The organism is Allobosea sp. MMO-172, from assembly GCF_037147855.1.
Lineage (GTDB): Bacteria > Pseudomonadota > Alphaproteobacteria > Rhizobiales > Beijerinckiaceae > Allobosea.
Genome location: NZ_JBBCUM010000001.1, coordinates 482,909 through 508,089, shown reverse-complemented (window position 1 = coordinate 508,089; position 25,181 = coordinate 482,909). Strand labels below are relative to the sequence as shown.

Here is a 25,181-nt window from a genome sequence, read left to right as displayed (position 1 = left end):
TTTAATTTTCCGTCACATCTGCCCGTCAGGCCTTATGCGACCCGTCAAATCCGCCAGGGCAGGATGTTGTGCTGCCGGTTGCGGCCGATCAGGTCGAGCGCCAGCATCACGGCGAGGATGACGGCGCAGGCGCTGATCGCGACCGCCGCCGCCTCGCCGGCAAGCCCCGCTTCCTTCAGGCTGAACAGCACGACGCCGAGCGTCTCGGTGCCGGATGACCAGAGCAGCGCCGAGACGGTGAGCTCGTTGAAGGCGACGAGAAAGACCATCAGCGCCGAGACCGCCGCAGCCGGCGCCAGGATCGGGGCGACGATGAAGCGCAGCATCTGCGTGAGACCGGCGCCGTCGAGCTTCGCGGCATCCTCGTGATGCGCCTCGATCTGCGCCATCGCCGCGACCGGCGCCTTCAGCGCCAGCGGCAGGAAGCGGGCGAGATAGGCGAAGAGGATGATGAAGGGCGTGCCGTAGATGCTGACGCCGACGAGCGGCAAAGGCTTCAGAAAGATCAGGATGCAGGCGATGGCGAGCACGATGCCGGGCAGGGCATAGGGCAGTTCGATCATCAGTTCGACCGCGCGCCGGAGCTTGCCGAGCCGCTTCTCCAGCGCATAGGCGAAGACGATCGCAAGGATCGCGAGGATCAAGGCGGCGCTGCCGGCGAAGAGCAGCGAATTGCGGAAGGCGCGCATGGTCACGGCCTGCCGGAACAGAACTTCCGTGAACTTGTCGAAGGTCAAGGTCTGCCAGGAGAGAGCGACGCCCAGCGCCGGCGTCAGCGCTTCGCTCAACAGGGCGAGCAGCGGCAATCCAAGCTTGAGAGTGAGCAGCAACCAGAGGCCCGCGGCGACCAGCGGGCGGGCCGGACCGAGCAGCCAGTACGGTTCCAGCGGGCGCTCGATCTCGACCTTGCCGCGCTGGTTGCGGGCGGCGAGCGCCGCCGCGACGATGCCGAGCGCCGCGACCGCGCCGACGAGCACGGCCAGCGCCGCCGTCTCGCCGAGGCTCGACGGGCCGAAGCTCGACAGCCGGCGATAGATCAGCGTCGGCAGCGTCAGGTAATTCACGGGCAGGCCGAGCAGGGCGGGGATACCGAAATTGCCGACGCCCGCGACGAAGGCGATCAGCCCGGCGGCGATGATCTGTGGCCGCAGCACCGGGATGACGATCCGCGCGGTGATGGTCGCGGGCGCTGCCCCTTCCATCTGCGCAGCCTCGACCAGCGACTGCGGGATGCTGCGCAGGCCCGTCCAGAGCGTGATCGCGACGAGCGGCGCGTGATGCAGCGCCATGACCAGGATGACGCCGCCGCGTCCGAGCAGCGGGTTCGGTGTGCCCGGCGGCGGCGCGAGCCCGATCAGCGACAGGATCTGGGAGTTCGGCGCGAGCAGGCTCAGGAAAGCGAGCGCCGCCACCTGCGGCGCGATCATCATCGAGAAGACGAAGGCGAAGGCGAGTGGGCGCTTGCCCCTGACATCGGTGACGCCGAGCGCCAGCGCGACGATGCCGCCGACGAGAAGCGCGCCGAGCGCCGAGAGCGAGGCCGTCTCCAGCGTATGCCAGGTCGCGGTCATCGCCGCGCGGCTCGTCATCTCGGCGAAGGCCTCGCCCGGCGCGAATTGCCAGCTGGGCGCGAAGGCAGCCGCAACCAGCCGGAAGAAGGGCAGGCCGCCGAGCAGCAGCGCGACCGCGACGACGAGCGCCGGCAGGCCCCAGCCTTCCGGCAGGCGCAAACGTGGAGCCGGCGGGGCCGCGATCGCGGGCTCCCGCCGGCTGTTTCGGGCAAGGGCCAGCGTCATCGTGCCGGCCGCTGCGACAGCGAATGCGTCATCACTCGAAGATCGAACCGAAGCGCTTGCGGGCGGCTCTCTCGTCGGCGAGCGCCTTGGCGGCGTCGAAGGCCATCAGCTTGATCGCGCTGCGGGCGGGATAGCCGGCCGGCAGGGCGACGTCCGGATGAGCGGCGACATAGCCCTGCTTCAGCGCGAGCTCCTGGCCCTCCTTCGAGAGCAGGAAGTCGATGAAGGCCTTGGCGGCTTCCGGGTTCTTGCTGCTCTTCAGGATCGCGACCGGCTCGCTGACGGCGGAGACGCCTTCGCTCGGGAAAACGAACTCGACTGGCGCGCCCTTGGCCTTCTCGCGGATCGGCATGAAGTCGACGATCATGCCGTAGAGCTTTTCGCCGGTGGCGACCTGGCGCAGGATGTCGCCATTGGCGCCGGCCGCCAGTGTGCCGTTTTCCTTCAGCTTCTCGTAAAAGCCCCAACCGTCTTTCAGGTTGCTGGTCAGCGTGATCGTGTGGATCAGTGCGGCGCCCGAGTTCAGCGGGCTCGGCATGGCCAGCTGGTTCTTCGCCTCCGGCTTGACGAGATCGGTCCAGCTCGCGGGCTTCATCGCGGCCTTGGTGTTGTAGACGATGCCGGTGGTGATCAGCTTGGTCGCGAACCACATCTTCTGCGGGTCGTGGATGCCGGCGGGATAGGCCGCGACGTCGGCCTTGTCATGGGCGAGCAGGCGCCCGTCCTTCTTCAGGCCTTCCATGGTCACGGCGTCGGCGATGAGCAGCACGTCGGCCTGCGGCGCGCCGGCCTCGAACTCGGCCTTCAGCTTCGCCATCACGCGCGGCGTGCCGTCGCGGACGAAGGAGACGTCGACCTTCGGGTATTTCGCCTTGAAGGCGTCGATCGTCTGCTGGGCGTCGGTATTGGGCTGGCTGGTATAGAGCACCAGCTTGCCCTCAGTGGCGAAGGCCTGCGGGGCGGCCGCCAGGCCCGCCGCGAGGATGAAGGCGCTCAGGGCCTTGCGCTGCATGTCGGTACTCCATCTCTTGATCGCTGTTGCGAGATGGCGCTGCCGGTAGACCCGTCACATGACAGTTCCATGAAGTGGCCGAATGTTTCTCCGGTAGAACGGTTGTGCAGTCTGGAATTAGAAATACTATTTCGAGCCGGCTGGCACGGCTTGTTTCGTGCCGGGCTTTTCGACTAGGCTCGCGGCAAGACGACCATAAGGTCGCTTTAAAACGGTTTAAACGGGAGGATATCGGATGAAGCTTGTACGGCATTTTGCCATGGGAACGGCTGTCGCGGCTGTGGTCGCAGGCTGGTCCGGCGCCGCAATGGCGCAGGAGACGCTGACGGCCTGGTTCACCAAGGGCTTCTACAAGGGCGAGGACGACGCGCTGCTTGCTGTCGTCGACAAGTTCCAGAAGGCGACGGGCGTCAAGGTCGAGCTCTCGCTCTACGCGACCGAGGACTGCGTCACCAAGTCGGTCGGCGCCGTCGATGCCGGCACGCCGCCGGATGTCGGCTTCTGCACCACCTACGATTTCCGCACCACCGGCAAATGGGCCTATGACGGCAAGCTCGAGGACGTCTCGGACGTGATCGAGCCGCTGAAGGGCGAGTTCCAGCCGATGGCGCTCTCGACCACCTTCCTGATGAACGGCAAGGCCGGCAAGAAGTCATACTATGCCTTCCCGGTCGAGCAGCAGATGATGCACATCACCTACTGGAAGGACATGCTGGAGGAGGCCGGCTTCAAGGAGGCCGACATCCCCAAGACCTGGAACGGCTACTGGGATTTCTGGTGCGACAAGGTCCAGGGCGCGATGCGCGCCAAGGGCAAGCGCGTCTACGGCATCGGCCATCCGATGGGCATCGCGGCGTCCGACACCTTCTACTCGTTCCTGACCTTCGCCAACGCCTATAATGCCAAGGTCGTCGACGAGAACGGCAAGATCGTGCTCGACCAGCCCGAGAACAAGAAGGCGATGGTCGAGGCGGTGAAGTCCTACGCCAACGTCTTCCAGCGTGGCTGCACCCCGCCATCCTCGGTGAACTGGCTGGATCCCGACAACAACGTCGCCTTCCACAACCGCACCACCGTCGCCACGCACAACGCCACGATCTCGATCGCCGGCAAGCACATGGACGACATGAGCAACCAGGCGCTCACCGCCGAGCAGCGCGCCGCGGCCAAGAAGAACTACGAGGACAACATCCGCACCGCCGAGTTCCCGCTCAAGGCGGATGGCAGCAAGATGACCAACCTCGCCGCCGTCAAGACCGCGGTGATCTTCGCCGAAGGCAAGAACAAGAAGCGCGCCAAGGAGTTCATGGCCTTCTTCATGAAGGACGAGAACCTGCGGCCCTTCGTCGAGGGCTCGGCCGGCCGCTGGGTGCCGACCACGCTGAAGGCGATCGAGGCGCCGTTCTGGGCCGATGGCAAGGACCCGCATCGCGCGGTCGTCTACAAGCAGTACAAGGACGGCACCGTGCCGTTCCAGTTCGTCTACAACTACAATTTCACGACCGTGAACGCCGAGAACGTCTGGGCCAAGGCCGTGAACCGCGTGGTTCAGGACAAGATCCCGGCCGAGCAGGCCGTGGATGAGATGATCGCCCGTATCAAGCAGATCGCAGGCTGACCTCAGCTCTCGTTCCGCTTGCATCGACGACCCGCCGCGGCAAGGATTGCCGCGGCGTATCTTTCACAGGGTGATGAAGTCACGGAGAGTCCATGAGCACAGCCGCCATGACCGCGCCGCTAGCGGCGCCGCGCGATGACGCATCGGGGTTCACGCGGGACCGCGCGATGTGGGGGGCGATCATGCTGGCGCCCTATGTGCTCGTCTTCGCCGTCATGGTGGTCTATCCGGTGGCCTACGGCCTCTGGCTCGGCCTGAACTGGAATTCCTATCGGGCGCTCTTCGCCGACCCGATCTTCATCCGCACCGTCGTCAATACGATCATCTTCCTGTTCGTGGCGGTGAACCTGAAATTCCTGATCGCGCTCATGCTGTCGGGCTTCTTCGTGCAGCAGCGGCCCTGGATCCGCATCGTCCTGGTGCCGTTCATCCTACCCTGGGCGGTGCCCTCGATCCCGACCATCCTGTCCTTCCGGGTGATGCTCAATCCCGAGAACGGCATGCTGAATCAGCAGCTTTTCCAGTGGTTCGGCATCATGGAAGGGCCCGGCTGGCTCACCGATCCCACGCTCGCCTTCATCTGCTCGATCTTCGTCCATATCTGGAAGTCGCTGCCGTTCTGGACGCTGATCCTGATCACCGGCCGGCTCGCCATCGCGCAGGACCTCTATGAGGCGGCGAGCGTCGACGGCGCCAATCGCTGGCAGCAGTTCCGCTTCATCACCTGGCCCTCGCTGGCGACGCTCTACGTCACCTCGACCATGCTCTCGATGATCTGGACGTTGGGCGATTTCAACAGCGTCTACCTGCTCACCGGCGGCGGACCGGGCGATCTCAACCATGTGCTGGCGACGCTCGGCATCCGCTACATGCGCAACAACAATCTCGATCTCGGCATCGCCTCGATCATCGTCGCCATGCCGCTGATCCTGCCGATGGTCTTCGTGATGGTGAAGCGCCTGTCGAAGGGGCCGGACGCATGAAGAAGATCCTCGACGAAGGCAAGCTGCTGCTGGTCGCCATTCCCGTCCTGGTCTGGACGCTCTTGCCGATCTACCACCTCTTCGTGCTCTCGATCTCCAACCAGGAATCGATGCTGGCCGGCAAGCTCTGGCCCGACCAGCCGACGCTGCAGAATTTCCAGATCGTCTTCGCCCAGCAGCACTACTACCTGCACAATTTCTGGCGGCAGATGTTCAACAGCTTCTTCATCGCGGTGGCGACGGGGCTGATCACGCTCTTCGTCGCGACCTTCGCCGCCTTCGCCATCGCGCGCCTCAAGGTGAGGGGCGGGCGCACGATGATGAACCTCGCGCTCGCGACCTACCTGATCCCGGCCGCCTTCCTCGCGATCCCCATGTACAAGGCGATGGGCTCCTACGGCCTGCTCAACACGCAGGCCTCGCTGATCTTCGCCATGGTCGCGCTGGCGTCGCCCTATGCGATCTGGGTGCTGAAGCAGGCTTCCGACAAATTGCCGAAGGAGCTCGACGAGGCCGCGGTGATGGACGGCGCCACCTCGATCCAGCTCTTCCGGCTGGTCTACCTGCCGCTGATGAAGCCCTCGATGGTGGTGATCGGCATCTACGCGCTGCTGCTGGCCTGGAACGAGTATCTCTACGCCTTCCTGCTGCTCTCCTCGGAGAAGGCGGTTCCGCTGGCGGTGGGCCTCGGCCTCTTCCTCTCGGCCGACGACGCGCCCTGGAACCTGCTGATGGCGGCGGGCCTGCTCTATGCCATCCCGCCGGCGGTGATCTACTACCTGTTCCGCAAGAACATGGTCGGTGGGCTTACTTCGGGCGCGGTGAAGAGCTGAGCGCAGCTCGATCGCAGTGAAAGCCATGCCCGGCGCGCCGCGGGCATGGCCGGATTGCTTCGCCCCTCTCGCCATCATGCCGAACAGGCGTCACAGTGCGGGCGTTAGCCTGCTGAAGATGATTTCCGGGAAAAAACGATGACCGCCTCCAAGCTCGACCAGCTCCGCCAGATGACCACCGTCGTCGCCGACACCGGCGACATCGAGGCGGTGCGTCGCCTGAAGCCCGTCGACTGCACCACCAACCCGACCCTGATCCTCAAGGCGGTGGAGACGCCGGCCTATGCCCATATCGTCGATGAGGCGATCGGCTGGGGCAAGAAGCAGGGCAGCGGCGAGAAGGCGGTTCATGCGGTCTGCGACCGCCTCGCCGTGAGCTTCGGCGCGGAGCTGACCAGGATCGTCCCCGGCCGCGTCTCGACCGAGGTCGATGCCGATCTCTCCTTCGATACGGCCGCCACCATCGAAAAGGCGCGCGCCGTCATCGCCGCCTACAAGGAGCGCGGCGTCGAGAAGGACCGCATCCTCATCAAGATCGCCTCGACCTGGGAGGGCCTGCAGGCCGCCAAGGTGCTGCAGGGCGAGGGCATCGACTGCAACCTGACTTTGCTCTTCGCGCTGCCGCAGGCGGTCGCGGCGGCCGAGGCCAATGCCTTCCTGATCTCGCCCTTCGTCGGCCGCATCCTCGACTGGCACGTCAAGGCCGGCGGCGGCCCCTACACCGCCGAGACCGATCCCGGCGTCGTCTCGGTCAAGAGCATCTACGCCTATTACAAGACCTTCGGCATCAAGACGGTTGTGATGGGCGCCTCCTTCCGCAATACCGGCGAGATCGAGGCGCTGGCCGGCTGCGATCGCCTGACCATCGGACCGGGCCTGCTCGACGAACTCGCCGCCGCGACCGGCGACCTGCCGCGCCGCCTGTCGCCGGCTTCCTCGCCGCAGCTCGCCTCGGGCTTCGGCAAGAAGCTGGGCTATGACGAGAAGGCTTTCCGCTTCGCCATGAACGAGGACGCGATGGCGACCGAGAAGCTGGCCGAAGGCATCCGTGGCTTCGTCAAGGACCTGCGCGGCCTGCGAAAGCTCGTCACCGAGAAGCTCGGCTGAGCCTGCCATGGCTGAGCGGCGGATTGCCGTCGTCACCGGCGGTGCCAAGGGGATTGGCGCCGCGGTGGCGAACCGGCTGGAGCAGGACGGGCTGATCCCGGTCGTCTGGGACATCGCCGCTCCGGCTGCGGCTGGCCGTCTTCATCTTGCTTGTGACGTCTCCGATGAGGACTCCGTCGCACAGGCCCTGGCGGCAACTGAGCGCGAGCACGGCTCCATCGCCGTGCTCGTCAACAATGCCGGCCTGACCGGCCCCTCGACGACGGTGGCGGAGACGCCGCTGGCCCAATGGCAGAAGGTGCAGGCGATCAATCTGACCGGCACCTTCCTCTGTTCGCAGGCGGTGGCGAAGGTGATGGTGCCGCGGGGTTACGGCCGCATCGTCAACATCGCCTCGCTTGCCGGCAAGGAGGGCACTCCGACGCTCTCCGCCTATAGCGCCGCCAAGGCCGGCGTCATCGCCTTCACGAAGGCGCATGGTAAGGAACTGGCCGGGACGGGCGTGCTGGTGAATGCCGTCGCGCCGGCCGCGATCGAGACCGACCTGCTCCAGCAGATGAGCGCGGAGACGGTCGCGACGATGATCGGCAAGAGCCCGTTGAAACGGCTGGGAACGGTCGATGAGCTGGCGGAACTCGTCGCCTGGTTGGCCAGCGCACGCTGCAGCTTCTCGACCGGCGCGGTGTTCGACCTGTCGGGCGGGCGCGCGACCTACTGATTCATCCGCTGCGCCGGGCTGGTCGGCTTACTCCGTGGCTTCCGCCGTCACGGCCGGCTTGGCCGGCGTGCTGAGGTCATTGAAGCGGGCGCGCCCGCCGGCCGCGGCCGACTGCAATTGCTGCTTCCAGCCCTTGGAATCGTTCCCGCCGAGCGCGACGAAATCGGCCGGGCGTGAGGCGTCGGCATCGCGGCCCTGATAGACCAGCACGCCGCCGGCGGTCACGACGATGTCGCCGCGCCGCAGCGTCGGGTCCTTCAGGTACCACTGCTTGTCGGCCTGGGGATCGAGCTGGACGACGGGAGGCTTGGGCTTCGCGGAGACCTCCGGCGCCCGGGCGCGCGGCGCCCGCACGCGCGGCTCGTCGTCATAATACTCATAGATGGGGGAAGCCCGCAGGCGCGGCCCGCCGCCGAACAGCGCGCGGGCGAGATCGTCGAACAGGCCGGCCGCTTCGGCCGCAGGGGCTGCAGCCACGAGGAGCGCTGCCGCGAGTCCGAACCGCGTCATCCCGTTGCGTGCCATCGCCTTGCCCTCCGCTACCACCAGCTCAACGCTCAATGGTCGCGAAAGGTTCGGTTCAGGTTCACGGACGAGGTTAAGATTCTCGTCCGGGACGTTTACTTTTTGGCTTGAGCCGCGAAAGCCTCGGCGCGGATCGTCGAAAGAGACTTCGCCGGGGTGATCGCCTCGGGGTCGAGCAGGCAGTGGATGATCGCGGGCTTGCCGCTCTTCACCGCGCGCTCGAAGGCCGGCGCAAACTCTTCGGTCTTCTCGACACGCTCGCCATGGCCGCCGAAGGCCTTGGCATAGGCGGCGAAATCCGGGTTCTTCAGCGTCGTCGCCGAGACGCGGCCGGGATATTCGCGCTCCTGATGCATGCGGATCGTGCCGTACATGCCGTTATCGACGACGACGACGATGACGGGCAGGTCGTATTGCACGGCCGTCGCGAAATCCTGGCCGTTCATCAGGAAGCAGCCGTCGCCGGCGAAGGCGATGACGGTGCGTTCCGGGAACATCCGCTTGGCGCCGATCGCGGCCGGCACGCCATAGCCCATCGAGCCGCAGGTCGGGGCGAGCTGCGTCGCGAACTTGTTGAAGCGATGGAAGCGGTGCACCCAGGTCGCGTAATTGCCGGCGCCATTGCAGAGGATGGCGTCGTCGGGGAGCTGGCTGCGCAGCCAGCGCACCATCTCGCCGGGATGGAACTCGCCGGGCACCGGCGCCGGCTGCTCGCTCCAGGCGATATAGGCCTCATGCGCGGCAGCGCCGGCGCCTTTCCAGGCCGGAGCCTTGGGCGGCTCGATCGTCGCGAGCGCGGCGCAGAAGCCGGTGGGCGAAGCATTGATCGCCAGCGTCGGGCGGTAGACCCGGCCGAGCTCTTCGGGGTCGGCGTGGACATGCACCAGCGGCCGGCCCGGATTGGGGATGCCGAACAGGGTGTAGGACTGGCTCGGCATCTCCGAGAGACGCCCGCCGACGAGCAGGACGAGGTCGCTCTCCTTGATGCGGGCGAGCAGCTTCGGGTTCGGGCCGATGCCGAGATCGCCGGCGAAATTGGCGTGGTCGGCCGGGAACAGCATCTGGCGGCGGAAGGAGACCGCGACCGGCAGGTCGAAACGCTCGGCAAAGGCCTGGAAGTCGGCGATCGCCTCCGGGCTCCAGCGCGAGCCGCCCAGGATCGCGATCGGCGACTTGGCCGCCGCGAAGCGCTTGGCGAGATCGGCCATCTGCGCCGGGGCAGGGTGCTGCTCGGTGACCTGATAGGGCTCGGCGTCGGCGACGTCGGCGAGGTCGATCAGCACGTCCTCGGGCAGCGCGATCACGACCGGGCCGGGGCGGCCCGAGGTCGCGACATGGAAGGCGCGGCTGATGATCTCCGGGATACGCGCGGCATCGTCGATCTCGGTCGCCCATTTGGTCATCGTGCCGAAGACGGCGCGGTAGTCGAGCTCCTGGAAGGCTTCACGCTCGCGCATGCTGCCGTCGATCTGGCCGACGAAGAGGATCAGCGGGGTCGAGTCCTGGTCGGCGATATGGATACCGGGCGAGGCATTGGTTGCACCGGGGCCCCGTGTCACGAAGCAGATGCCGGGCTTGCCGGTGAGCTTGCCGGCGGCCTCCGCCATCATGCAGGCGCCGCCCTCGGCGCGGCAGATGGTGACCTTCATCGAGGCGTCGTGCAGCGCGTCGAGCACCGCGAGATAGCTCTCGCCCGGCACGCAGAAGGCGTCGGTGGCGCCGTGGATCAGAAGCTGGTCGACGAGGATCTGCCCGCCAGTGCGATTAGCCATGCTGCGGCCCTCCCCAGGCCGGGTCGTTCAAAATGTCGTCGGCATGTTCGCCGAGCCGTGGGCTTGGGCGTCCGGCCACCTGCCGCACGCCGTTCATGACGATCGGCGAGGCGACGGTCGGAATGGCGCCGGCCTTGGCGGCAGCGCTCGGCAGGTCCACTTTCACGCCACGCGCGATGATCTGCGGGTCGGCGAAGACCTCGCCGATATCGTTGATCGGGCCGGCGGGCACGCCGACCTTCTCCAGCCCGGCCAGCAGATCGGCCTTGGCATAGCGTTGGCAGAGCAGATGCAGTTTGGCCGTCAGCGCCACGCGGTTCTTCACGCGCGACTTGTTGTCGAGATAGTCCGGGTGGTCGGCCAAAGCCGGCTCGCCCAGCACCTCGCAGAGCTTGCGCCACTGCCCGTCATTGCCGGTCGCGATGATGATATGGCCATCCGCCACCGGGAACACGTCGTAGGGTACGATGTTCGGATGGGCGTTGCCGAGGCGCGGCGGCGGATTGCCGCCGACGAGATAGTTCATCGCCTGGTTGCCGAGCACGGCGACCTGCGAGTCGAGCAGGGCGAGATCGAGCGTCGCGCCTTCGCCGGTGGCATCGCGCTGGCGCAAGGCCGAGAGGATGCCGACCGTGGCGTAGAGCCCGGTATAGATGTCGGCGACGGCATAGCCCGCCTTCATCGGCGCGCCCTCAGGCTCGCCGGTGATCGACATCGCCCCGCCCATGCCCTGGACGAGGAAGTCGTAGCCGGCGCGCGGCGCATAGGGGCCGTCCTGCCCGAAGCCGGTGACCGAGCAATAGATAAGGCGCGGGAATTCCTTGCGCAGCGAGGCCGCATCGAGCCCGTATTTCGAGAGGCCGCCGACCTTGAAGTTCTCGATCACCACATCGGCATGGGCCGCCAGACGCCGGACCAGCGCCTGTCCCTCGGGCGTGCGGAAATCGGCCGTGATCGAGCGCTTGCCGCGATTGGCGGCGTGGAAATAGGCGGCGGAGAGATGCTCGTCGCCGGTGCCCTCGACGAAGGGAGGGCCCCATTTGCGGGTGTCGTCGCCCTCGGGCGCCTCGACCTTGACGACATCGGCGCCGAGATCGGCCAGGAGCTGGCCGATCCAGGGACCTGCGAGGATGCGCGCCAGTTCGAGGACGCGCAGGCCGGCGAGGGGGGAGGTCGAAGTCATCAGGCTCGATCCGCGCCGTCATCCCGGCCGGAGCGAAGCGGAGAGCCGGGATCCATGCCTGACCGCCAATCGGCGATGGTCCGGAATGGATCCCGGGTCGACCTGCGGTCGCCCGGGATGACGCGGAGGGGGTGGGTAGGGCTCAGAAGAACGCCTGCAGGCCGGTGATCGCGCGGCCGAGGATCAGCGCGTGGACGTCATGCGTGCCCTCGTAGGTGTTCACCGTCTCGAGGTTCGCGGCGTGGCGCATCACCTGATACTCGATCTGGATGCCGTTGCCGCCGTGCATGTCGCGGGCCTGGCGGGCGATGTCGAGCGCCTTGCCGCAATTGTTGCGCTTGACCAGCGAGATCATCTCCGGGGCCATCTTGCCGTCGTCGAGCAGGCGCCCGACACGCAAGCTACCCTGCAGGCCGAGCGTGATCTCGGTCAGCATGTCCGCCAGCTTCTTCTGGTAGAGCTGCGTCTGGGCCAGCGGCTTGTTGAACTGCTTGCGGTCGAGCCCGTACTGGCGGGCACGGTGGAAGCAGTCCTCGGCGGCGCCCATCACGCCCCAGGAAATGCCGTAGCGGGCGCGGTTGAGGCAGCCGAACGGGCCGGACAGGCCCGAGACGTTCGGCAGCAGGTTCTCTTCCGGCACGATGACGCCGTCCATGACGACCTCGCCGGTGATCGAGGCGCGGAGCGAAAGCTTGCCGCCGATCTTCGGCGCGGAGAGGCCCTTCATGCCCTTTTCGAGCACGAAACCGCGGATCTGGTTGTCATGCGCGGCCGATTTCGCCCAGACGACGAAGACGTCGGCGATCGGCGAATTCGAGATCCACATCTTGGATCCCGTCAGCTTGTAGCCGTCGGCGACCTTCTCGGCGCGGGTCTTCATGCCGCCGGGATCGGAGCCGGCATCCGGCTCGGTCAGGCCGAAGCAGCCGACCCATTCGCCCGAGCCGAGCTTGGGCAGGTACTTCTTGCGCTGCTCTTCGCTGCCATAGGCATAGATCGGGAACATCACGAGCGAGGACTGCACCGACATCATCGAGCGGTAGCCGGAGTCGATGCGCTCGACCTCGCGGGCGACGAGCCCGTAGGAGACGTAGTTGGCGCCGGCGCAGCCATATTCCTCGGGGACGGTGACGCCGAGGAGGCCGAGCTCGCCCATTTCGTTGAAGATCGAACGATCGGTCTTCTCGTCGAGATAGGCGTCATGGATGCGGGGAGCGAGCTTTTCCTGCGCATAGGCGCGGGCCGTGTCGCGGATCAGCCGCTCGTCCTCGTTCAGCTGCTCGTCGAGCAGATAGGCATCGTCCCAGGTGAACTTCGCGAGCTTGTGGCTGCCGGCCATGGTGTTCGTCTCCCTTGAACCTGTTGCGATGTCATCCCGGGCGACCGGAGGGAGACCCGGGATCCATTCCTGAACGGTTCAGGCATGGATTCCGGCTCTGCGCTTCGCTCCGGCCGGGATGACGGCGCGGATTTTGTTAGAGTCTACCGATCACGCATCCACGTCGAAGCTGACGCCCTGCGCCAGCGGCAGGGTGGTGCCGTAATTCAGCGTGTTGGTGGCGCGGCGCATATAGGCCTTCCAGGCGTCCGAGCCGGCCTCGCGGCCGCCGCCGGTCTCCTTCTCGCCGCCGAACGCGCCGCCGATCTCGGCGCCCGAGGGGCCGATATTGACGTTGGCGATGCCGCAATCCGAACCCTCGTCCGAGACGAACAGCTCTGCCTCACGCATGTTCAGCGTGAAGATCGAGGAGGACAGGCCGGCGCCGACCGCGTTCTGGATCGCGATCGCCTCGTCGATGGACTTGTACTTCATCACATAGAGGATCGGAGCGAAGGTCTCGCGCTCGACCGGGCCGCACTGCTTGGGCATCTCGACCAGCGCAGGGCGAACATAGAAGCCGCCGGAACCGACATCGACCTTCTCGCCGCCATGGACCTTGCCGCCTTCGGCCTTGGCCTCGGAGAGCGCCTTCTGCATGCCCTGATAGGCGGCTTCGTCGACCAGCGGGCCGACCAGCACGCCGGCCTCGCGGGGGTCGCCGATCTTCACCGAGCCGTAGACCTTGGCGAGCTTCGGCACGAGCGCGTCATAGACGCTTTCATGCACGATCAGGCGGCGCAGCGTGGTGCAGCGCTGGCCGGCGGTGCCCATCGCCGCGAAGGCGATGCCGCGCAGCGCGAGGTCGAGATCGGCCGAGGGGGCGACGATCGCGGCGTTGTTGCCGCCGAGTTCGAGAATGGCGCGGGCGAAGCGCGCGGCGAGCTTCTGGCCGACTTCCTTGCCCATGCGGGTCGAGCCGGTAGCGGAGACGACCGGGACGCGGTGGTCGGAGACCAGGATGTCACCGATCTCGCGGCCGCCGACGAGGACTTCCGAGAGGCCGATAGGGGCCTCGGGGCCGAAGCGCTTCATCGTCTTCTCGACGATGGCCTGCACGGCGAGCGCGGTCAGCGGGGTCTTCTCGGAGGGCTTCCAGACGACGCTGTCGCCACAGACGAAGGCGAGCGCCGCGTTCCAGCACCAGACCGCGACCGGGAAGTTGAAGGCCGAGATCACGCCGCAGATGCCGATCGGGTGCCAGGTCTCCATCATGCGATGGTTCGGGCGCTCGGTGGCGATGGTCAGGCCGTAGAGCTGGCGCGACAGGCCGACGGCGAAGTCGCAGATGTCGATCATCTCCTGGACCTCGCCGAGGCCCTCGGAGGTCACCTTGCCGGCTTCGAGCGTCACCAGCAGGCCGAGATCGGCCTTGGCGGCGCGCAGCTCCTCGCCGAGCAGGCGGACGAACTCGCCGCGGCGCGGCGCCGGCACCTTGCGCCAGGCGAGATAGGCGGACTGGGCCCGGCCGATCGCGGCCTCGGTCTCGGCCGGCGAGGTCTCGCGCAGGGTCACGATGGCTTCGCCGGTGATCGGCGAGCGGGCCGAGAGGCCGGCATCGGCATAGGCCGAGTCGGCGACGCCGAGGCGCTTGAGCAGGGCGAGCGTGTCTTTCGGCAGGGATGTGGCCATCTTTGTCTTCCAGCGGTCGCGAGCGGGAGCCGAAGGGCACATGCCCCAAGGCGCATGACATAAAGGCGCGGGAACCCTGAGGCGACCGCGCTTGAGGCCGGCAGAATGCCCTCTTTCCTGCCGCCTGGGCAACCGATATGTTCTCACCACTTGGTGAGTATTTATCATGGATGACGCGCTCGTTCCCGGTCGCCTCTCGGTACCCTCGCTATCGGCGCTCGCCGCCTTCGAGGCGGCAGCCCGGCATGGCAGCTTCACGCGTGCGGCGGAGGAGCTGAACCTGACGCAGGGCGCGGTGAGCCGGCAGGTCGCGCATCTCGAAAAGGTGCTCGGCGTCAGCCTGTTCGAGCGCGTCAAGAAGCGCGTCAGCCTGACGGCGGCGGGCGCAGCCTACGCCAACGACATCCGCGATGGACTGTCCAGGCTCGCGGCTGCCACGGTCTCCGCCATGGCCTTTCGCGGTGCGGCCGGCGTGCTCAATCTGGCGACGCTGCCGACCTTCGGCACGCGCTGGCTGATCCCGCGCCTGCCGCGCTTCACCGAGGCGCATCCCGGCATCACCATCAATTTCACCACGCGACTGGTGCCTTTCGATTTCGCCCGCGAGCAGGTCGACGCCGCCGTGCATTTCGGTGCGGAGAACTGGCCGGGTGCGCGGCTTCATCGCCTGATGGGCGAGGAGGTGGTGCCCGTCGCGGCGCCCTCCCTGCTGGCGCGTGTCGGCATCACCGAGGCGGCCGACATGCTGCGGGTGCCACTACTCCAGCAATCGACCCGGCCACGCGCCTGGGCGAACTGGCTGGAACAGCAGGGTCTGGCGCCGGAGCGCGCCTTGATGGGGCCGCGTTTCGAGCAGTTCGCGATGATCGCGCAGGCGGCCGTGGCGGGGCTCGGGCTCGCCATCGTGCCGCGCTTCCTGGTCGAGGAGGAATTGCGCTCGGGCGCACTCGTCATTCCGATCGACCGGCCCGTGACCGGCAAGGACGGCTACTATCTGGTCTATCCCGAGGAGAAGGCCAATCTGCCGACCGTAATCGCCTTCCGCGACTGGCTGCTCGGGGAATGCACGCCAGCGAGCTAAGGCGCCTCTCGACAAGCGCCTCGCGCTCGTTCATTCATGCGCGAAATTCACCAACCCGGCTTTTCCATCGAAGCCGGCTGCGCGAGGCCTGCCATGCCGCCCGTCTCCGAAAGCGCCGATGTCGTGATCTGTGGGGGCGCCGCGATCGGCTCCTCCGTCGCCTATCATCTCGCCGCCGATCCCGGCTTCGCCGGCAAGGTCGTAGTGATTGAGAAGGACCCGACCTACCGCTTCTCTGCGTCTGCACTCTCGGCCGCCTCGATCCGCCAGCAGTTTTCGAGCGCGGTGAATATCCGCATCTCGCTCTTCGGCATCGATTTCCTGCGCAATATCGGGAAGCACCTCGCTGTCGACGGCGAGGTTCCCGCTATCGACCTGCATGAGGGCGGCTATCTCTATCTCGCGAGCGAGGCTGGCGCCCCGATCCTCGAAGCCAACCAGAAGCTGCAGGCCGCTGAGGGCGCCGATATCGCCCTCTACGATCCCGCGGCGCTGAAGCAGCGCTTCCCCTGGCTCAGCACCGAGGATCTCGCTTGCGGCACCTTCGGCGTCAGCGGCGAAGGCTGGTTCGACGGCTGGGCGCTGCTCCAGGCCTTCCGCAAGAAGGCCCGCAGCCTCGGCGTCGAGTACCGGCAGGGCGAGGTTGTCCGTTATGTCACCGAAGGCGGACGCGTCACCGCGGTCGAGCTCGCCGATGGCAGCCGCATCGCCTGCGGCGCGGTGGTCAATGCCAGCGGCACCCATGGCGCGAAGCTCGCGGCGACGGCCGGCATTTCGATCCCCGTGAAATCGATGAAGCGCTATGTCTTCACCTTCACCTGCAAGGGCGATGTCGATGGCTGCCCGCTGCTGATCGACACGACCGGCGCCTGGTGCCGGCAGGAGGGCAAGCGCACGGCGGAAGGCCAGCTCTTCATCGGCAGCTGCTCGCCTTTGACGCCGGAGCAGGATGTCGAATGGATCGAGAACGATCCCGCTGCCGAGGATGTCGACTGGGGCTTCTTCGAGGAGGTGGTCTGGCCTGCGCTCGCCACCCGCATCCCGGCTTTCGAGCAGATCAAGCCCGGCCGCGCCTGGGCCGGCCCCTACGACATGTGCGGGCTCGACCACAACGCCATCATCGGCCCGGCAGTCGGCCTGCCGAACCTCTATCTCGCCAACGGCTTCTCCGGCCATGGCCTGCAGCAATCGCCGGCCGTGGGCCGCGGCCTCGCCGAGCATATCGCGCATGGCCGCTATCGCTCGCTCGACCTTGCCGATCTCGGCCACGAGCGCATCGTTGCGAACCGGCCGCTCAAGGAGGCCAACGTCATCTGACGAGGAGCAGACCATGGTCGATCCCGCTTTCGTCCAGACCATGGCCCGCTACAACGCCTGGCAGAACCGCAGCCTGATGGCGGCTACGGACGGCTTGACTGACGAAGCGCGCAAGCTCGACCGCGGCGCCTTCTTCAAGTCGATCCACGGCACCTTCAACCACATCCTCTGGGCCGACGAGACCTGGCTCAGCCGGCTCATCGGCAGCGAGAAGCCGGCTGTCGGCGGGCGCGACTCGGCGGTCTATTTCGAGGGCTGGGCGCAATTCTCAGCGCGGCGCCGCATGCGCGATCAGGCCATTCTCGACTGGGCGGAGACCGTCACGGCCGATTGGCTGCGCGGCACGCTGATCTGGTATTCAGGCGCGGCCGGCCGCGAGATGGGCAAGCCGCGTGCCTTCGCCCTCGTCCATTTCTTCAACCACCAGACCCATCATCGCGGCCAGATCCACGCCATGCTGACCGCGGCGGGCGCGAAGCCTGACGATACTGATCTCTTTCTGGTCGACGAGCCGCGGTGAGGTCGTTTTAGGTGCAGGTCATCCCGGGCGACCATAGGGAGACCCGGGATCCATGCCTGAGCGCTTTACCGGATAGGTTCAGGCATGGATCCCGGCTCTACGCTTCGCTTCGGCCGGGATGACCTGGGTTTGGGGCTTTGAGCTGCTCGTTTTCGCTCAAGAGGCTCGACATCGCCCTCCCCATTCTCCCGATCCGGCGGCACGGCCGCCGTCGCGTTCTGGCTGAGCTTCTGGAACAGGCCGAGCCCGATCAGCGCCAGCACGGCGAGCAGCATCAGCAGGCCGGGATAGATGATGTCCCCCATCGTCTCGCGCGAGGTCTTGGCGATCAGCACCAGCGATTCCAGCGAGAGCGCCACGATCATGATCGACATGAACTTGGTCAGCGATCCCCGCGCCTCGGCCGGGTGGCGCATCTCGCGGTCGGCGATGACCTCCTCCTCGAACAGGAACTTGCCGACATCGGCGACGGCCACCGCGATGATCACGAGGCCGATCCCGTCGAGCATCGTGTCGAGCGCGCCTTCGCCGGTCCAGAAGCCCTGCGACGTCCGCCAGACCGCGACGCCGATCAGGACGATCGAGGCGCCCAGCAGCGCGAAGGCGATGACCGTGTAGAGAATGCGGCTGAACAGCGTCATGTCTTCCCCCCAATCCGCTTGCAGCCGACAACCGCCAGCGAAGCTGCGGGTTCCGCGTGGGAGAAGCCGGGGCACGCATCGACGGCTTGCATGCCCGCTCCCATGGCGCAGCCGATTGCCGGCTATCGCGATCCATGGTCCAAGCGCTGAGTTCCGCAGGAGCGCTATCCCATGCCCGAGACGACGACCCTCATCACCTTCTCGTTGATCGCGCTCGGCATGGTGCTGACGCCCGGTCCGAACATGATCTACCTGATCTCGCGCTCGATCGCGCAGGGCAGGGGCGCCGGGCTGATCTCGCTCGGCGGCGTCATCCTCGGCTTCTTCGTCTACATGTTCTGCGCCGCCTTCGGCATCACCGCGCTGCTCTTCGCCGTACCCTATGCCTATGACGCGCTACGGCTCGGCGGCGCGGCCTACCTGCTCTGGCTCGCCTGGCAGGCGGTGCGGCCGGGCGGGCGCTCGCCCTTCCATGTCCGCGATCTGCCCCATGACGGACCGCGCAAGCTCTTCGCCATGGGCTTCCTGACCAGCCTGCTCAATCCGAAGATCGCGATGTTCTACCTCGCGCTGCTGCCGCAATTCATCGATCCGGCCGCCGGCAACGTGCTCTCCCAGTCGGTCGTGCTCGGCTTCGTCCAGATCGCGATCAGCGGCAGCGTCAATGCCCTGATCGCGACGGCGGCCGGCAGCATCGCGGTGTTCCTGAAGACGCGGCCCTTCTGGTCGCTGGTGCAGCGCTGGCTGATGGGCACGGTGCTCGCCGGCTTCGCTGTGCGCATGGCGATGGAATCGCGGCGCTAGACGACGAATGTCGAGCCTCGACACCGCATCGGAAGCGCCGCGGCCGAGCCTGCCGGACCTGTTCACCGGCTTCCTCAAGATCGGGCTGATGGGCTTCGGCGGTGTCGGCCCGGTCGCACGCCATATCATCGTCGCCGAGCGCAACTGGCTCGACGACCGCGGCTATGCCGAATTGATGGGCATCTGCCAGGCGCTGCCCGGCGCCAATACCGTCAATGCGGCGGTGATGCTGGGAGACCGCTTCCGCGGCGGCGTCGGTGCGCTGACCTGCGTCTTCGCGCTGATGGCGATGCCGCTGCTCTGTCTCGTCGGGCTCGCGAATGCCTATGATGCGGTCTCCAGCCATCCGCTTGCGCAGGTCGCGCTGACCGGTGCCGCCGCCAGCGCTGCCGGGCTCATCCTCGGCACCGCCGTGCGGCTGCTGACCAGGGCCGGCCTCGCGCGCTGGGCCTGGGTCATGGCTGCGGCGGCTTTCGTCGCGGTCGGCCTGCTGCGTCTGCCGATGCTGCCGACCCTGCTGGTGCTGGTGCCGCTGGGCCTCATCGCGGCGACGCTGGGAGCGCGGCGGGTCTGATGGAGCGCGGCGTCTTCTTCCAGCTGATCGTCACCTTCGGCACGATCTCGCTGATGGCGATCGGCGGCGCCAATGCGGTCGTGCCGGAAATCCACCGTCAGGTCGTCGACATCCTCGGCTGGATGGACGCGCCGACCTTCGCGCGCCTCTTCGCCATCGCCCAGACCGCGCCCGGCCCCAATATCATGCTCGGCAGCATCATCGGCTGGCATGTCGCGGGCACGGCCGGCTTGCTGGTCGCGACAACGGCGCTTCTGCTGCCCTCCTGCCTGCTGGCGCTCGCCTCCAGCCGCGGCTTGCAGCGCTTCGGCGGCAGCCGCGTGGTCCGGATCGTTACGCTCGCGCTGGTGCCGATCGCGCTCGGCCTGATGCTGGCGAGCGGCGTGGTCGCGATGCTCGCTGCCGATGCCGGCCTCGTCGGCTATGCGATCACGGTGGCGACCGCGCTCGTGACTTATCGCTCGAAGGTCAATCCGCTCGTGCCGATGGCGGCGGGCACGCTTGTCTATGTCCTCGCCTGGTCTGTCGGCATCGCCTGAGCGGCTGTCTGTCCCCGGATCGTTCATTCGGGGGACGGCATGACGCCATCCCTGCAGCATGGTAGCCTTTCCCAACGTCATTCCGCCGTCGGGACGTTGTTGTCAGGGAGGTCGGCATGCCTTGCTCGCTCTGGCGGATGGCGCTCGTTGTCCTCGCATTGTCGCTGCTTTGCGCCGTCGGCCCGCGGCCGGCCTTCGCGCAGAAGGCAGGGAATGTCGCGCTCTGCAAGGATGACCGCACCGAGAAGGGGCTCGCCGCCTGCAACGCCATCCTGAAGGGGCGCCCCGACCGCAAGGTCAAGGCAATGGCCCATGTCGCGCGCGGCCATACCCAGCTCGCGCTCGGCCGCCCGGCCGAAGCGGAGAAGGACTATACGGAGGCGCTGGCTCTCGCGCCGAACTTCGCGGCGCTCTACCGGGATCGCGGCCGCGTCCGCTTCACCCTCGGCAACCGCGACGGCGCGATGGCGGATTTCACTGCCGCGATCGAGAACGATCCCTTCGATCCCGACAATCACGCCAATCGCGGCTATCTCAGGCTGCTGCAATATGATTTCGCCGGCGCGGGCGAGGACCTGCGCAAAGGCCAGTTCTGGCACAAGCAGCATCCGCGCAGCGACTATCTCCTCGGTCTGCTCGCCTATGTCACCGGCCGCTATACCGATGCGGTCGCGCTGATCGACAAGGCGCGCGAGGGCGGTTTCCGCAACTCCGAGACCTTCATCACCCGCGCCCGCAGCCTGTTCTATCTCGGCCAGTTCGAAGCCGCCGCGAAGGAGGCGACCGAGGGCCTTGCCTCCTTCCCGAAGCAGGTCGACCTGATCGAGATCCGCGCCCGAGCGCGATTGGCGCGGCGCGAGTTGCCGGAGGCGCTCGCCGATGCCGAGGTGGTCGCCGAGGCCCAGCCCCGCTTCGGCCGCGCCTATGCGACGCGCGGCGCGGTGAAGTTCGCGATGAAGGATGTCGCCGCCGCGACGGCGGATGCCGACAAGGCGATCGAGCTCGATCCCGGCCTGTTCGATGCCCATGAGCTCAAGGCGGACATCCTGCTCGCCTCGGGCGATCAGCCCGGCGCCCGCGCCATCCTCGCCCGCTCCGCCGCGCGCACCGACGCGAAGCTGGCCTATGACATTGCCTCGCGGGAGCGCCATGCGGCCCGCGTCGCCGAGTTCGACAAGCCGAAACCCATCGTCGTCGCCGATCTCGACGAGGCCGAGCTGAAGAAGCGCTGCGCGACCCGCGACGATCCCTTGCGCATGCAGAGCTGCGACCGGCTCGTCGAAACGGCCGCCACGCCGCAGGGCAAGGCCGACAGGCTGATCGAGCGCGCCAAGGCCCGGCCCTTCGACAGCCAGCTCGGCGATTTCGATCTGGCCGTGGCAGCGGCGCCGGACTATCTCCCGGCCACGCTGGCCCGCGCCTACGCCCATATCCAGGACTATCGCTTCGGCAAGGATCTGACGCCTTTCGACCGGGCCTGGGCCGATGCCGACAGAGCCGTCCGCCGTTCGGGGGCCGACACGAACATCTGGGCGCAGGCCATGCTGGCGCGCGCCGCCGTCTCCCAGGGCAGGGGAAACTACGATACCGCTGCGGCCGACCTAACCGAGCTCGTCAAGAGCGATCCGAAGGCGCGGTTCTATCGCGAGGAACGCGCCGGCGCCTTCCTGATGGCGGGCAAGCCTGCCGAGGCGCTGGAGGACTTGCGCGAGAGGGCGCGTCTGCCGACGGATGTACCCGCAGGGCTGCAAGGCGAGGACGATCTCGTCGTTGCGCTCATCGAAACCGGCGCGTTCGACGAGGCCGTCACGGTTCTCGACAACTGGCGGGCCAACCGCTTGCCGGGCGCCTATGCCGAGCAGGCGCTGCGGGCCCGCGTCGCACTCGCCCGTGGCGATGTGGCAGCGGCGAGGGAAATGGCTGCTGCGGCGCTCGCCGATAACCGCTTCAACGCCGGCGCGCAGGCCGTGCGGGGGCTCGCGGCGGCGCGGCTCGGCGATGCGCTCGAAGCGGAATCGGACCTGAGCAAGGTCATCGACGATATCGTGCCTATTCCTTTCCGCGCCCGGAGCTCCGGCCTGACACCGGGCCATGTCGCCGACCTTTTCCTCTGGCGCGGCATCGCCCGCGTGCAACTGAACCGGGTCAATGCCGCGCGCGGCGATTTCGCCGAGGTGATCAAGCGGGCGCCGGACCGGGCGCGCGCTTATGCCGAGCGCGCCGCGCTGAACCTGCGCTCCGACAATCCGGCGGCCCTGACCGATATCGCGATGGCCCTGCGGATCGAGCCGAACGAGCCGCGCTGGCAGGCGCTGGCCGCCCGGATCAACCTCGCGACCGGCGATGCCGCTGCCGCCGAGCGTTTCGCCACCGCCGCGCTCGCCGCGCCCGCGCCGGAAGCTGACCTGCTGCTGCTGCGCGCCAAGGCGAGGCTCGGCCTCGGCCGCTTCCCCGAGGCGGCGGAAGATGCGACGGCGCGGCTCGCGGCAGCCCCCGGCGATGCCGAGGCCTTGCTCATGCGGAGCGATGCCCGGCTCGGGCAAGGCGACGCGAAGGCCGCGCTCGCCGATGTCGAGGCGGCGCTCGGGGCGAGGGCGGGTGACCCCCGTCTTCTGCTGGCGCGTGCCGAACTCAAGGTCAGGCTCGGCGACGTGCCCGGCGCGATCGGCGCCTTCGAGGCGGCTGTGGCAAGGCCGGAAGCCTCGCTCCAGGCCAACAGGCGGCTGGGCGATCTTTATGCCGGCATCGCCTCGGACCAGCTCGCGCTCGGCTACTATGCCAAGGCACTGGAGCAGCCGGCGCGGGGCCCGCTCGACGAAGCTGCCCGTGAGGCCGCCCGTAGCGCCCGCGACGCCCTGATCCGGCGGATGGCCGCGCCGAAATAGGCTTCAGGCCAAAGGCCATGCACGACATGAATGGCATGGCCGCCGCCGCCCGCCATTGCCGCTCGCGGCAATGGCGATAAGCTGCCCGCATTGTCCCATCCGGAACGAATGCGAGTGAGCCGATGAGCGCCCTGACCCCCGAGGAGAAGAAGGTCACCGAGTGGCTGGCGAGCCGCAAGGAAGGCATGGTCGCGCTGCTGCGTGAATTGGTCGACACCGACTCGGGTTCGTACGACAAGGCGGGCGTCGACCGGGCCGGCGATGTCGTCGCGCGCTTCCACCGGGCGAACGGGCTCGAGGTCGAGATCGTGCCGGATAGCCGCTTCGGCGACGCCGTCCGGGCACGCCTGCCCAACCCCGCGGCCAACGACCAGCGCCCGGTCATGCTGCTCGGCCATCGCGACACCGTCTTCCCGCAGGGCGAACCGACGCGCCGGCCCTTCACCATCAAGGGCTCGCGGGCCTATGGCCCGGGCGTCGCCGACATGAAGGCGGGCGTGATGATCTCGGCCTTCGTCGCCGCTGCCTTCGCCGAATGCGGCGGTCTCGCCGCGCCGCTGCTGATGCTGACGACCAGCGACGAGGAGATCGGCTCGCCGTCCTCTCGCCCGGTGATCGAGGCTGCGGCGCGTGAATCGCGCTGCGTCTTCAATGCCGAGCCCAGCCGCCTGCCTGCGGGCACCGATTTCGCGAAGGATCAGAAGCAGTCGGTTACCAGCGGCCGCAAGGGCGGCGTCTTCATGCGCGCCGAGTTCACCGGCAAGCCGGCCCATTCCGGCGCGAATTACGAGAAAGGCGCCTCGGCCATCGTCGATCTCGGACACAAGATCCCGAAGCTGCAGGGGCTCACCGATCTGGAGAAGGGCATCACCGTCAATGTCGGTCTGATCGGCGGCGGCCAGACCGTCAACACCATCGCGCCCAGCGCCTGGTGCGAGATCGACCTGCGCTATGTCACCGCTGCCCAGCGCGACGAGATGGTCGGCAAGATCAAGGCGATCGTCGAGGCGCCGGAGGTGGCCGGCACCAGCGCCGTGCTCTCGATCAAGGGCGAGTTCCTGCCGCTGGAACGCTCCTCGGATTCGGCTGCGCTTTACGACACCTATCGCGAGGCGGCGGCCGCCTTCGGCATCGGCGTGACCGCGGAATTCACCGGCGGCTGCGCCGATTCCGGCTTCACCGCCGCGCAGGGCACCCCGACCTTGTGCAGCGTCGGCCCGATCGGCGGGATGGCCCATACCCCGGACGAATTCCTGGAGGTCGAAAGCATCGTCCCGGCGGCGCAGACGCTGGCGCTCGCCGTGATGCGCGCCGCTGCGAAGGTGGAGTGACGGGGCTCTAACGGCAGAGTAGCTCGATCTTGCGGCTGAGCGAGGGCTCGTCCTCGCTCAGCCGATCGGTCAGCGCATGCAGCCAGTTGAAGGCGACCCATAATTCCAATCGGTCGTCGATCTCGTCAGGCGCGAATTCGCCGCGTTCGGCAGCGCGCACGAACATCCGGCGCGGTGAGGCCAGCCGTTCCGGCATGAACTTGAAGCGCAAGGCAGCGAGCGCGGTCTCGCTGGTCTGAGCCTCGGCGATCAGCCCCCGGAAGACGCGCCCTGCCGCGTCCTCGCGCCAGAAGCGCCAGAGATCGCGGGTGTAGCGCAGCAGGTCGGCGCGCAGCGAGCCCTCGTCCGGGACGGGGATCGTCGCATCCTTGGTCGCTCCGTAGATCGCGATGAACAGCTCGGCCTTGGTCGGCCACCAGCGATAGATCGTCGGCTTGCCGGCGCCGGCGCGGCGCGCGACCTCCTCGATCGAGAAACCGGCATAGCCCTTCTCAGCCAGCAGTTCCCGCGCTGCCGCCTTCACTGCAGCCTCGGTTTCCGGGCTGCGGCGGGCGCCGATCGAGGCACGGCGCTTCGGCTTCGTCTCCATTCTCTCGAACCTCGTCAGTCGATGCTTCGCTCCTTGACATAACGAAACGGTCCGTTTAGATCAACAAATAGAAACGGAACGTTTCGTTATATGGAGAAGCCCGATGGCTCTTTCGCTCTTGTCCCGCCTGGCCTCGCGCCTGCGCTTTCTGATGGTTGCGATCGCCGGCGCCTATGCGGCGATCAATCTCGTGCTGGCCGCGCTGGCGCCGTTCACGACGGGGTGGCCCATCCTCGGCGTCACGGCATTGGCCGTGCCGCCCATGGTGCTTGCGATGGTCTATGGGGTGATCCCGATCGCCTTCCGCTTCGGCGCGCCGCGCTGAGCGGGCGCCTGGCCGGGA

At 67.3% G+C, this 25,181-nt stretch carries 23 protein-coding genes; 14 read left to right on the top strand and 9 right to left on the bottom strand.

Annotated elements, in window-relative coordinates:
- Window positions 1–44: 44 nt before the first annotated feature.
- Window positions 45–1,796 (bottom strand): ABC transporter permease, encoded by a 1,752-nt coding sequence (locus tag WFK61_RS02355; RefSeq protein ID WP_336809920.1) that lies wholly within the window; start codon window positions 1,794–1,796, stop codon window positions 45–47.
- 31 nt (window positions 1,797–1,827) lie between these two features.
- Window positions 1,828–2,808, bottom strand: a complete 981-nt coding sequence (locus WFK61_RS02350; RefSeq protein WP_336809919.1) for an ABC transporter substrate-binding protein — start codon at window positions 2,806–2,808, stop codon at window positions 1,828–1,830.
- Between the two features lie 235 nt (window positions 2,809–3,043).
- Here WFK61_RS02350 and WFK61_RS02345 point away from each other — a divergent pair, with 235 nt between their 5' ends.
- From WFK61_RS02345 to WFK61_RS02325, 5 genes are all read left to right on the top strand, one after another.
- The gene (locus WFK61_RS02345) at window positions 3,044–4,426 is read left to right on the top strand and encodes an ABC transporter substrate-binding protein (protein WP_336809918.1); all 1,383 of its coding nucleotides are present in this window, start codon (window positions 3,044–3,046) and stop codon (window positions 4,424–4,426) included.
- Between the two features lie 107 nt (window positions 4,427–4,533).
- On the top strand, window positions 4,534–5,409 hold the full coding sequence (locus WFK61_RS02340) for a carbohydrate ABC transporter permease (RefSeq protein WP_336810097.1): 876 nt from the start codon (window positions 4,534–4,536) through the stop codon (window positions 5,407–5,409).
- Complete coding sequence (locus WFK61_RS02335) at window positions 5,406–6,242, top strand: carbohydrate ABC transporter permease (RefSeq protein ID WP_336809917.1); 837 nt, start codon at window positions 5,406–5,408, stop codon at window positions 6,240–6,242. Before WFK61_RS02340 ends, WFK61_RS02335 begins: the two co-directional genes overlap by 4 nt.
- Before the next feature lie 138 nt (window positions 6,243–6,380).
- Window positions 6,381–7,349 carry a transaldolase gene (gene tal, locus WFK61_RS02330; RefSeq protein ID WP_336809916.1) on the top strand — a complete coding sequence of 323 codons (969 nt, stop codon included), beginning with the start codon at window positions 6,381–6,383 and terminating at the stop codon, window positions 7,347–7,349.
- A gap of 7 nt (window positions 7,350–7,356) precedes the next feature.
- Complete coding sequence (locus WFK61_RS02325) at window positions 7,357–8,067, top strand: SDR family NAD(P)-dependent oxidoreductase (protein WP_336809915.1); 711 nt, start codon at window positions 7,357–7,359, stop codon at window positions 8,065–8,067.
- A gap of 27 nt (window positions 8,068–8,094) precedes the next feature.
- On the opposite strand, the gene WFK61_RS02320 is transcribed toward WFK61_RS02325, so the two are convergent.
- The 5 genes from WFK61_RS02320 to amaB form a co-directional block, all read right to left on the bottom strand.
- A complete protein-coding gene (locus tag WFK61_RS02320; RefSeq protein ID WP_336809914.1) occupies window positions 8,095–8,592 on the bottom strand; it encodes a hypothetical protein in 498 nt (165 codons plus the stop codon).
- Window positions 8,593–8,687: 95 nt separating this feature from the next.
- On the bottom strand, window positions 8,688–10,364 hold the full coding sequence (locus WFK61_RS02315; protein ID WP_336809913.1) for a thiamine pyrophosphate-binding protein: 1,677 nt from the start codon (window positions 10,362–10,364) through the stop codon (window positions 8,688–8,690).
- Window positions 10,357–11,547, bottom strand: coding sequence for a CaiB/BaiF CoA transferase family protein (locus WFK61_RS02310; RefSeq protein WP_336809912.1), 1,191 nt, complete (start codon window positions 11,545–11,547; stop codon window positions 10,357–10,359). Before WFK61_RS02310 ends, WFK61_RS02315 begins: the two co-directional genes overlap by 8 nt.
- Before the next feature lie 142 nt (window positions 11,548–11,689).
- Window positions 11,690–12,886, bottom strand: coding sequence for an acyl-CoA dehydrogenase (locus tag WFK61_RS02305; RefSeq protein WP_173047970.1), 1,197 nt, complete (start codon window positions 12,884–12,886; stop codon window positions 11,690–11,692).
- A 150-nt stretch (window positions 12,887–13,036) separates the two neighbouring features.
- Window positions 13,037–14,557 (bottom strand): L-piperidine-6-carboxylate dehydrogenase, encoded by a 1,521-nt coding sequence (amaB, locus tag WFK61_RS02300; protein WP_336809911.1) that lies wholly within the window; start codon window positions 14,555–14,557, stop codon window positions 13,037–13,039.
- Window positions 14,558–14,723: 166 nt separating this feature from the next.
- On the opposite strand from amaB, the gene WFK61_RS02295 reads away from it, so the two are divergent.
- The 3 genes from WFK61_RS02295 to WFK61_RS02285 all read left to right on the top strand — a co-directional run bounded on the left by WFK61_RS02295 (window position 14,724) and on the right by WFK61_RS02285 (window position 17,475).
- A complete protein-coding gene (locus tag WFK61_RS02295) occupies window positions 14,724–15,638 on the top strand; it encodes a LysR family transcriptional regulator (RefSeq protein WP_336809910.1) in 915 nt (304 codons plus the stop codon).
- 93 nt (window positions 15,639–15,731) lie between these two features.
- On the top strand, window positions 15,732–16,955 hold the full coding sequence (locus WFK61_RS02290; RefSeq protein ID WP_336809909.1) for an NAD(P)/FAD-dependent oxidoreductase: 1,224 nt from the start codon (window positions 15,732–15,734) through the stop codon (window positions 16,953–16,955).
- Window positions 16,956–16,968: 13 nt separating this feature from the next.
- Window positions 16,969–17,475: a DinB family protein gene (locus tag WFK61_RS02285; RefSeq protein ID WP_336809908.1), complete on the top strand. Its 507-nt coding sequence runs from the start codon at window positions 16,969–16,971 to the stop codon at window positions 17,473–17,475.
- A gap of 65 nt (window positions 17,476–17,540) precedes the next feature.
- Here the strand turns inward: WFK61_RS02285 and WFK61_RS02280 are convergent, their stop codons facing one another.
- Window positions 17,541–18,116, bottom strand: a complete 576-nt coding sequence (locus tag WFK61_RS02280; RefSeq protein ID WP_336809907.1) for a GNAT family acetyltransferase — start codon at window positions 18,114–18,116, stop codon at window positions 17,541–17,543.
- 171 nt (window positions 18,117–18,287) lie between these two features.
- Here WFK61_RS02280 and WFK61_RS02275 point away from each other — a divergent pair, with 171 nt between their 5' ends.
- From WFK61_RS02275 to WFK61_RS02255, 5 genes are all read left to right on the top strand, one after another.
- On the top strand, window positions 18,288–18,920 hold the full coding sequence (locus tag WFK61_RS02275; protein WP_336809906.1) for a LysE family translocator: 633 nt from the start codon (window positions 18,288–18,290) through the stop codon (window positions 18,918–18,920).
- A 7-nt stretch (window positions 18,921–18,927) separates the two neighbouring features.
- Complete coding sequence (locus WFK61_RS02270; protein ID WP_336809905.1) at window positions 18,928–19,494, top strand: chromate transporter; 567 nt, start codon at window positions 18,928–18,930, stop codon at window positions 19,492–19,494.
- Window positions 19,494–20,033, top strand: a complete 540-nt coding sequence (locus tag WFK61_RS02265; RefSeq protein ID WP_336809904.1) for a chromate transporter — start codon at window positions 19,494–19,496, stop codon at window positions 20,031–20,033. Before WFK61_RS02270 ends, WFK61_RS02265 begins: the two co-directional genes overlap by 1 nt.
- A 116-nt stretch (window positions 20,034–20,149) precedes the next feature.
- Window positions 20,150–22,918: a tetratricopeptide repeat protein gene (locus tag WFK61_RS02260; protein WP_336809903.1), complete on the top strand. Its 2,769-nt coding sequence runs from the start codon at window positions 20,150–20,152 to the stop codon at window positions 22,916–22,918.
- Window positions 22,919–23,040: 122 nt separating this feature from the next.
- Window positions 23,041–24,249 (top strand): M20 family metallopeptidase, encoded by a 1,209-nt coding sequence (locus tag WFK61_RS02255; protein ID WP_336809902.1) that lies wholly within the window; start codon window positions 23,041–23,043, stop codon window positions 24,247–24,249.
- Window positions 24,250–24,256: 7 nt separating this feature from the next.
- On the opposite strand, the gene WFK61_RS02250 is transcribed toward WFK61_RS02255, so the two are convergent.
- Window positions 24,257–24,838, bottom strand: a complete 582-nt coding sequence (locus WFK61_RS02250) for a TetR/AcrR family transcriptional regulator (RefSeq protein WP_336809901.1) — start codon at window positions 24,836–24,838, stop codon at window positions 24,257–24,259.
- A 103-nt stretch (window positions 24,839–24,941) separates the two neighbouring features.
- Between WFK61_RS02250 and WFK61_RS02245 the strand changes: the two genes are divergently transcribed.
- Window positions 24,942–25,163, top strand: a complete 222-nt coding sequence (locus tag WFK61_RS02245; protein ID WP_336809900.1) for a putative antibiotic biosynthesis monooxygenase — start codon at window positions 24,942–24,944, stop codon at window positions 25,161–25,163.
- The last annotated feature ends 18 nt before the right edge of the window (window positions 25,164–25,181 follow it).